This is a genomic window from Lentzea sp. (assembly GCF_035525475.1).
Taxonomy (GTDB): domain Bacteria; phylum Actinomycetota; class Actinomycetes; order Mycobacteriales; family Pseudonocardiaceae; genus Lentzea.
In genome coordinates this window covers 87105-93835 of the sequence record NZ_DATLEC010000043.1, presented here as the reverse complement: position 1 = coordinate 93835, position 6731 = coordinate 87105, and the positions used below count along the sequence as shown (strand labels likewise).

The following is a 6731-nucleotide window of genomic DNA, read 5'->3' as shown; positions in this document are numbered from 1 at the left end:
ACGCTGTCGACGCTGATCAGCACCCACGGCCCGATGCCGCCGAACCAGGTCGTGTCGATCGCGCTGCAGGCGTTGTCCGCGCTGGAGACCGCGCACCAGGCCGGGATCGTGCACCGCGACGTCAAGCCCGGCAACCTGATGATCCGCCAGGACGGCAAGCTCAAGCTCACCGACTTCGGCATCGCCCAGGCCGTCGACGACCCGCGCCTCACGACCAGCGGCAGCCTCATCGGCTCGCCCGCGTACATGTCGCCGGAGCGCATCCACGGACACGAGGCGGGCCCCGCGTCCGACCTGTGGGCGTTGGGAGCGACCCTCTGCTACGCCGTCGAGGGCTGGAGCCCGTTCGAGCGCTCCTCCACGGCCTCGACGCTGCACGCGATCATGAGCGAGACCCCGCGGCTGACCCGCGCGACCGGCGTTCTGGGTGCCGTCATCACCGGTCTGCTGATCGCCGACCCGAACGCCCGGCTGTCCGGTCCGCAGGCCCGCGCGATGCTCGCGAGCATCGGCAACCAGCCGACGCCGCCCACCGGCATCCCGCCCCAGGCCACGCAGCAGTACCAGCAGGCCACCGCGACCGTCGACCCCGCGAAGAGGAAGCGCAACCGCGTCCTCGCGATCGTCGCCGCCGTCGCCATCGCCGCGGCCGCGTTCACCGGTGGCATCTACGCGCACAGCTGGTTCACGGCACCGGGCGGCGGCAACAGCGCCACCCTGACCTACGGCGAGGGCGGCGACGTCCCCGTCTTCGGGCTGTCGGAGAACCTGTGCGGCAACGGCCAGGTCGCGCCGACGAAGCAGCTCGACTCGGACGCGCGCGAGGAGTGCGACAAGCCGCACGACTTCGAGGTGTACGACGCGGTCGAGACGCTGCCGGTGACCTCGACCATGCCCGACGCGGCGTACCCCGGTGCCGAGGCGCTGACGGACCTCGGCGTCTCCCGCTGCGAGCTGATGCTCAGGTCGCAGTGGGTCAAGGACGGCGACACCCTCACCCTCACGACGCTGATCCCCACCGAGACGGCGTGGCGCAAGGACAAGAACGACACCGCGGAGCGCCGGATCTACTGCGTCGCGAGCAAGAAGGACGGAAGCCAGTTGGACGGCACCATCAGCGCGAAGAAGGACAACTGACTGTGAAGCGAAGGATCCTCCCGGTCCTGCTGGCCCTCGGCTGCGCGGCCGCCTTGACGGCGTGCGCGAGCAACGAGGACAAGTTCGTCTCCGAGCTCAAGGCCGCCGGGTTCGGCAACCCCGGCCAGCCCAGCACGGAGAAGGAGAAGAAGTCGAAGAAGGTCGGCAAGCGCACGGTCAAGTCCTCGGAGAAGACCATCGAGGTCGTGGTCAGGGTCAAGGGCTGCGACCTGGAGTTCGCCAAGACCTCCGGCCAGTCCGGCTACTGGCTCGACGAACTGCACGTGAACGGTCAGGAACCCGACTGGCCGGGGTACCCGGAGAACCTGAACCGCGACCAGGTGGTCAAGCTGATGGCCGACAAGTCCGCGAAACCGGACGGCTTCACCAGCTGCTACAAGCCGAACGAGTCCTGATCCCAGGAGGACGACTCACGTGGGTCTTGCCCGTGACGAGCGCAAAGCGCTCGTCGACCTCATGACCGTGCTCGGCCCGGAGGCGCCCACGTTGTGCGGCACCTGGCTGACCAAGGACCTCGCCGCGCACCTCGCGATCAGGGAGCGGCGTCCCGACACCGCGCCCGGCATCGTGCTGCCGGTGTTCGCGAAGTGGACGGAGAAGGTCCAGCAGGACTACGCGCACAAGGCGTGGAGCGAGCTCCTCGACCTGGTGCGCACGCCGCCGTTCTGGATCCAGCCGCTCGACGACCTCGTGAACACCGCCGAGTACTTCGTGCACCACGAGGACGTGCGACGCGCACAGTCCGACTGGGAGCCACGGCCGTACGACGCTCGGCGCGAGGCCGTGTTGTGGAAGGTGCTGCCGTTCACGGCGCGCATGACGTACAGGTCGTCGCCCGTGGGGGTGACTTTGGTGCGTCCCGACGGCGAGCACGTCGTCGCGAAGCAGGGCGCGAACGGCGTGGTGATCACGGGTGAGGTGCCCGAGCTCGTGATGCTCGCGTTCGGCCGCGACGAGGCCCGAGTGGAATACAACGGGGACGCCGACGCGGTGCGACGAGTGCGGTCGTTGAACCGAAGCGTCTGAACTCGGGTAGTTTCTGCGCATGCCCGCAAGCCCGCACGCAGCGCCGAACCGCCCGTTCGGCCGCGTTCTCACCGCCATGGTCACGCCGTTCGACCCACGCGGCGAGATCGACCTCGCCAAGGCGCAGGAACTGGCGAAACACCTGGTGGACCTGGGCAACGACGGACTGGTCGTGAACGGCACGACCGGGGAGAGCCCCACGACGACGGACCGTGAGAAAGCGGCACTGATCACGGCCGTCGTCGAAGCCGTGGGCGACCGTGCGACCGTGGTCGCCGGTGCGGGCACGTATGACACCGCGCACAGCATCCACCTCGCGCAGCAGGCCGAGAAGGCGGGCGCGCACGGTGCGCTCGTCGTGACGCCGTACTACTCGCGGCCGCCGCAGGAGGGCCTGCTCGCGCACTTCACCGCCATCGCCGACGCCTCGGGACTGCCGGTGATGCTCTACGACATCCCGCCTCGCGCGGTCGTGCCGATCGAGGTCGACACGATCCTGCGTCTGGCAGAACACCCGAGGATTCTGGCCGTGAAGGACGCCAAGGGCGATCTGCACGCGGGCAGCCGGGTGATCGCGAACACCGACCTCGCCTACTACTCGGGTGACGACCCGCTGAACCTGCCGTGGCTGTCCGTGGGCGCCGTCGGGTTCGTGAGCGTCATCGGCCACCTCGCGGCGGACCGCCTCCGCGACATGGCCGACGCCCACGAGTCGGGCGACGTGGTGCGCGCGAAGGAGATCCACGAGTCGCTGCTGCCGCTGCTGCGACCTTTCCGCCGGGTTCCCGGCGTGACGTACATGAAGGCTGCGCTGCGCCTGCGCGGACTGGACGTGGGGCAACCCCGTCTGCCGCTGGTGCCGGCCGCCGCCGAGGACATCGAGGCCATCGCGGCCGAACTGGGAGTCAACGCGTGACCCAATCGACCGAACTGCCACCCGCACTGCCGGAAGGCGGCCTCCGCGTCGTCGCACTCGGCGGAATTGGCGAGGTCGGCCGCAACATGACCGTGTTCGAGCACGCCGGCAGGCTGCTCGTCGTCGACTGCGGCGTTCTCTTCCCCGAAGACGACCAACCGGGCGTCGACCTGATCCTGCCCGACTTCCGCGCCATCGAGGACCGGCTCGACGACATCGAGGCCATCGTCCTGACGCACGGCCACGAGGACCACATCGGCGCGGTCCCGTTCCTGCTGAAGCTGCGTCCCGACCTGCCGGTCGTGGGCTCCCGCTTCACGCTGGCGCTGCTCGCGGCGAAGTGCCGCGAACACCGCCAGAACCCGCGCCTGGTGGAGGTGAAGGAGGGGGAGCGGCGCTCGCACGGCCCGTTCGAGCTGGAGTTCTTCGCCGTCAACCACTCGATCCCTGACGCGCTCGCGGTCGCCATCCGCACCGCCGCCGGGCTCGTGCTGCACACCGGTGACATCAAGCTGGACCAGCTGCCGCTGGACGGCCGCCTGACCGACCTGGCCGGGTTCTCCCGCCTGGGCGACGAGGGCGTGGACCTGTTCCTGGTCGACTCGACCAACGCCGAGGTGCCCGGTTTCGTGGTGCCCGAGCGCGAGATCGGCCCGGTGCTGGAGAACGTGATCCGCAAGGCCGACCAGCGCGTGATCGTCGCGTGCTTCGCCTCGCACGTGCACCGCGTGCAGCAGGTGCTGGACGTGGCCGTGCAGTACAAGCGCAAGGTCGCGTTCGTGGGCCGCTCGATGGTCCGCAACATGGGCATCGCGTCCGAGCTGGGCTTCCTGAACGTGCCCGACGGCCTGTTCGTCGACCTCGACGAGGCCATGCGGATGCAGGAGGACGAGGTCCTCTTCGTGTCCACCGGGTCGCAGGGCGAGCCGCTGTCGGCGCTGTCGCGCATGGCCCGCGGCGAGCACCGGCAGATCTCGATCCGCGAGGGCGACACGGTGATCCTCGCGTCGTCGCTGATCCCCGGCAACGAGAACGCGGTCTTCAACGTCGTCAACGGACTCGCCAAGCTCGGCGCGACCGTGGTGCACCAGGGCAACGCCAAGGTCCACGTCTCCGGCCACTCCCCGGCGGGCGAGCTGTTGTTCCTCTACAACGCCGTCCGGCCGTCCAACGTCATGCCGGTGCACGGCGAATGGCGGCACCTGCGCGCGAACGCCGCTCTGGCCGTGGCCACCGGTGTCGCCGAGGACCACGTCGTGATCGCCGAGGACGGCGTCGTCGTGGACCTGGTGGACGGCAAGGCCGCGGTGTCCGGACGCGTCGTGGTGGGCCACGTCTACGTCGACGGGCTGTCCGTCGGCGACGTCGGCGAGTCCACCCTGTCCGATCGCCTGGTGCTGGGGGAGGGCGGGTTCATCTCGATCTCCGTCGCCATCGACACCACGACGGGCCGCCCGGTGTCGGCGCCCACGATCTCCGGGCGCGGGTTCTCCGACGACCCGAAGGCGCTGGACCAGGTCGTGCCGCTCGTCGAGATGGAGCTGGCGCGGACCGAGGCCGAGGGCATCACCGACACCCACCGCGTCGCGCAGGCCGTGCGCCGCGTCGTCGGCCGCTGGGTCGCGGAGACCTACCGCCGCCGGCCGATGATCGTGCCGACGGTCATCCCCGTCTGACCTGGTCAGCTCGGGCAGTGTCGTCCCCTCTTCGGAGGGGGCGACAGGTGGAACAACCGCTCGCGTGGCTCGTGCGCGGAGGCAAGAACGGCGAACGTGAGGCCGACGCGCTCGGCCGGGGCCGGACGACGTCAGCGGATGCCAGGACCGCGACGAGCTGAGAGCCGCCCTGCGCGCCGCCTACCCGGCGGCCAGGCAGGGCGCGGGGTCGACAACCGGGCGGGTGAGTGGCGGGTACCGGTACAAGTGCCCGCGGGGTTCCGGCACGTGCGGCCGGTCGAATGCTGTGCACCGGCCTGCCGCGGGACGTGGTGGTGCCGTCAGGAGTGGATCCGGGCGTCCGCTGACCCGGCGGGCGGACCTCGTCGTGATCCTGCTGTGACCTGAGCCACCCTCGTTCGATAAAGTGTGGTCTCAGACCATGGACGAGGGGGTTCGCCCAATGGCCGACGAGTTCCACCCACCAGGCAAAGAAGACGTCCTTCTGCCGCCGATGTTCACCTGGCACGAGCCGTTCGGACTGCCGTTCGACTTCTCCGTGACCAAGCCGCAGGCCCTGCTGGTCCTGTCGGTGGTGATCATCCTGACGTTCTTCCTGGTCACCACCAGGAGCCTGAAGATCATCCCGTCGCGCTGGCAGTTCGCCGCCGAGTCGGTCTACGACTTCGGCCGCAACACCATCGCGCGGGAACAGATAGGCGCGAAGGAGTTCGCGCCGTACGTCCCGTTGATCGTCAGCATCTTCTGCTTCGTGCTGGTGAACAACCTCTACGGGCTGGTCCCGTTCGTGCAGTTCCCGACCTTCACGCACAGCGGGTTCCCGTTCGCCGTCGCGCTGCTGGTCATCTTCCCGCTCTACCACGTCGTGGGCATCAGGAAGTTCGGTCTGCGCGGCTACCTGCGCAACCAGTTCGTCATCCCGGACGTGCCGAAGCCGGTGCTGTGGGGTCTGCTGATCCCGACCGAGGTGATCCTGAAGTTCTTCTTCGACCCGGTGAACCTCGCGATCCGGGTGTTCGCCGCGATGTTCGCGGGCCACCTGCTGATCCTGGTGTTCACGCTCGGCAGCGAGTTCGTGCTGTTCAACGCGCCGATCTACCTCAAGCCGGTGTCGGTGCTGGGCTTCGGGCTCGCGATCGCGCTGTTCTTCCTGGAGGCGCTGGTGCAGGTGCTGCAGGCCTACATCTTCGCCCTGCTGTCGGCGCACTTCATCGGACGGGCGCTGGCCGAGCAGCATTAGGACCGCGGGCGAGCACGGGCTGTGCCCCGGACCAGGGATGCCGACGCACAGCCCGTTCGCCGACGCCTAGGGCCGCTGGCACACCAGGTGCAGCGACTCCTCGGGCGTAGCTCCGGGGAACGACGGCGTGAACACCGGACGGCTGCGGCGCACGACCCGCAGGCCGACGTCGCCGAGGTGCTTCTCGAAGTTCTCCTCGGAGAACGACGACACCTCGATCTCCTGGCCCATCCAGGGCAGCGTCACCCGTTCCACGTCGATCGGCACGGTGGCGAGGAAGAAGTGGCCACCGGGCCGCAGCCACGCGGAGATCCGGCCGAGGACGGCGAGGATCTCGGCCTGCGGCATCTGCAACAGCGAGAAGACGGCGCAGACGACGTCCCACGACCCGGGCGGCGACTCGAAGTCGCGCACGTCGATCTTGTGGAACGTGGCGTCGGGGACCTGGGTGGCCGCGATGTCGACCATCACCGGGGAGACGTCGATGCCCGTGACCCTCATGCCGGCCTTGGCGAGCGTGCGCGCCACGGGAACGCCGGTGCCGCAACCGATGTCGAGCACGCGCGAGCCCGCCGGCTGCGTCGCGGAGAACCACGCGAGGGTGCCGTGCAGCGCGGGCTGGTGCGACCACGCGCGTTGGTATTCCAGTCCGAGCGTGTCGAAGACCTCGGCCGCGTTCATCTCCGCCCCCTCATTTCGGCCCAATCCACCTGAG

At 69.3% G+C, this 6731-nt stretch carries 7 protein-coding genes; 6 read left to right on the top strand and 1 reads right to left on the bottom strand.

Translation table 11 applies throughout. The features are described 5' to 3' along the window. The 6 genes from VM306_RS07120 to atpB all read left to right on the top strand — a co-directional run. On the top strand, positions 1–1137 hold a 1137-nt coding region (locus VM306_RS07120; protein ID WP_325512186.1), incomplete at its 5' end, for a serine/threonine-protein kinase. Positions 1138–1139: 2 nt separating this feature from the next. Continuing rightward, positions 1140–1553 (top strand): hypothetical protein, encoded by a 414-nt coding sequence (locus VM306_RS07115; protein WP_325512184.1) that lies wholly within the window; start codon positions 1140–1142, stop codon positions 1551–1553. A gap of 19 nt (positions 1554–1572) precedes the next feature. After that, positions 1573–2184, top strand: a complete 612-nt coding sequence (locus VM306_RS07110; RefSeq protein ID WP_325512182.1) for a TIGR03085 family metal-binding protein — start codon at positions 1573–1575, stop codon at positions 2182–2184. A 19-nt stretch (positions 2185–2203) separates the two neighbouring features. Then, positions 2204–3100, top strand: a complete 897-nt coding sequence (gene dapA, locus VM306_RS07105; protein ID WP_325512180.1) for a 4-hydroxy-tetrahydrodipicolinate synthase — start codon at positions 2204–2206, stop codon at positions 3098–3100. Continuing rightward, complete coding sequence (locus tag VM306_RS07100; RefSeq protein ID WP_325512178.1) at positions 3097–4776, top strand: ribonuclease J; 1680 nt, start codon at positions 3097–3099, stop codon at positions 4774–4776. Before dapA ends, VM306_RS07100 begins: the two co-directional genes overlap by 4 nt. A 442-nt stretch (positions 4777–5218) precedes the next feature. Then, positions 5219–6016, top strand: a complete 798-nt coding sequence (gene atpB / locus VM306_RS07095; protein WP_325512176.1) for a F0F1 ATP synthase subunit A — start codon at positions 5219–5221, stop codon at positions 6014–6016. A gap of 66 nt (positions 6017–6082) precedes the next feature. Here atpB and VM306_RS07090 read toward each other — a convergent pair whose 3' ends face one another. Further along, a complete protein-coding gene (locus VM306_RS07090; RefSeq protein WP_325512174.1) occupies positions 6083–6697 on the bottom strand; it encodes a class I SAM-dependent methyltransferase in 615 nt (204 codons plus the stop codon). Positions 6698–6731 lie beyond the last annotated feature (34 nt).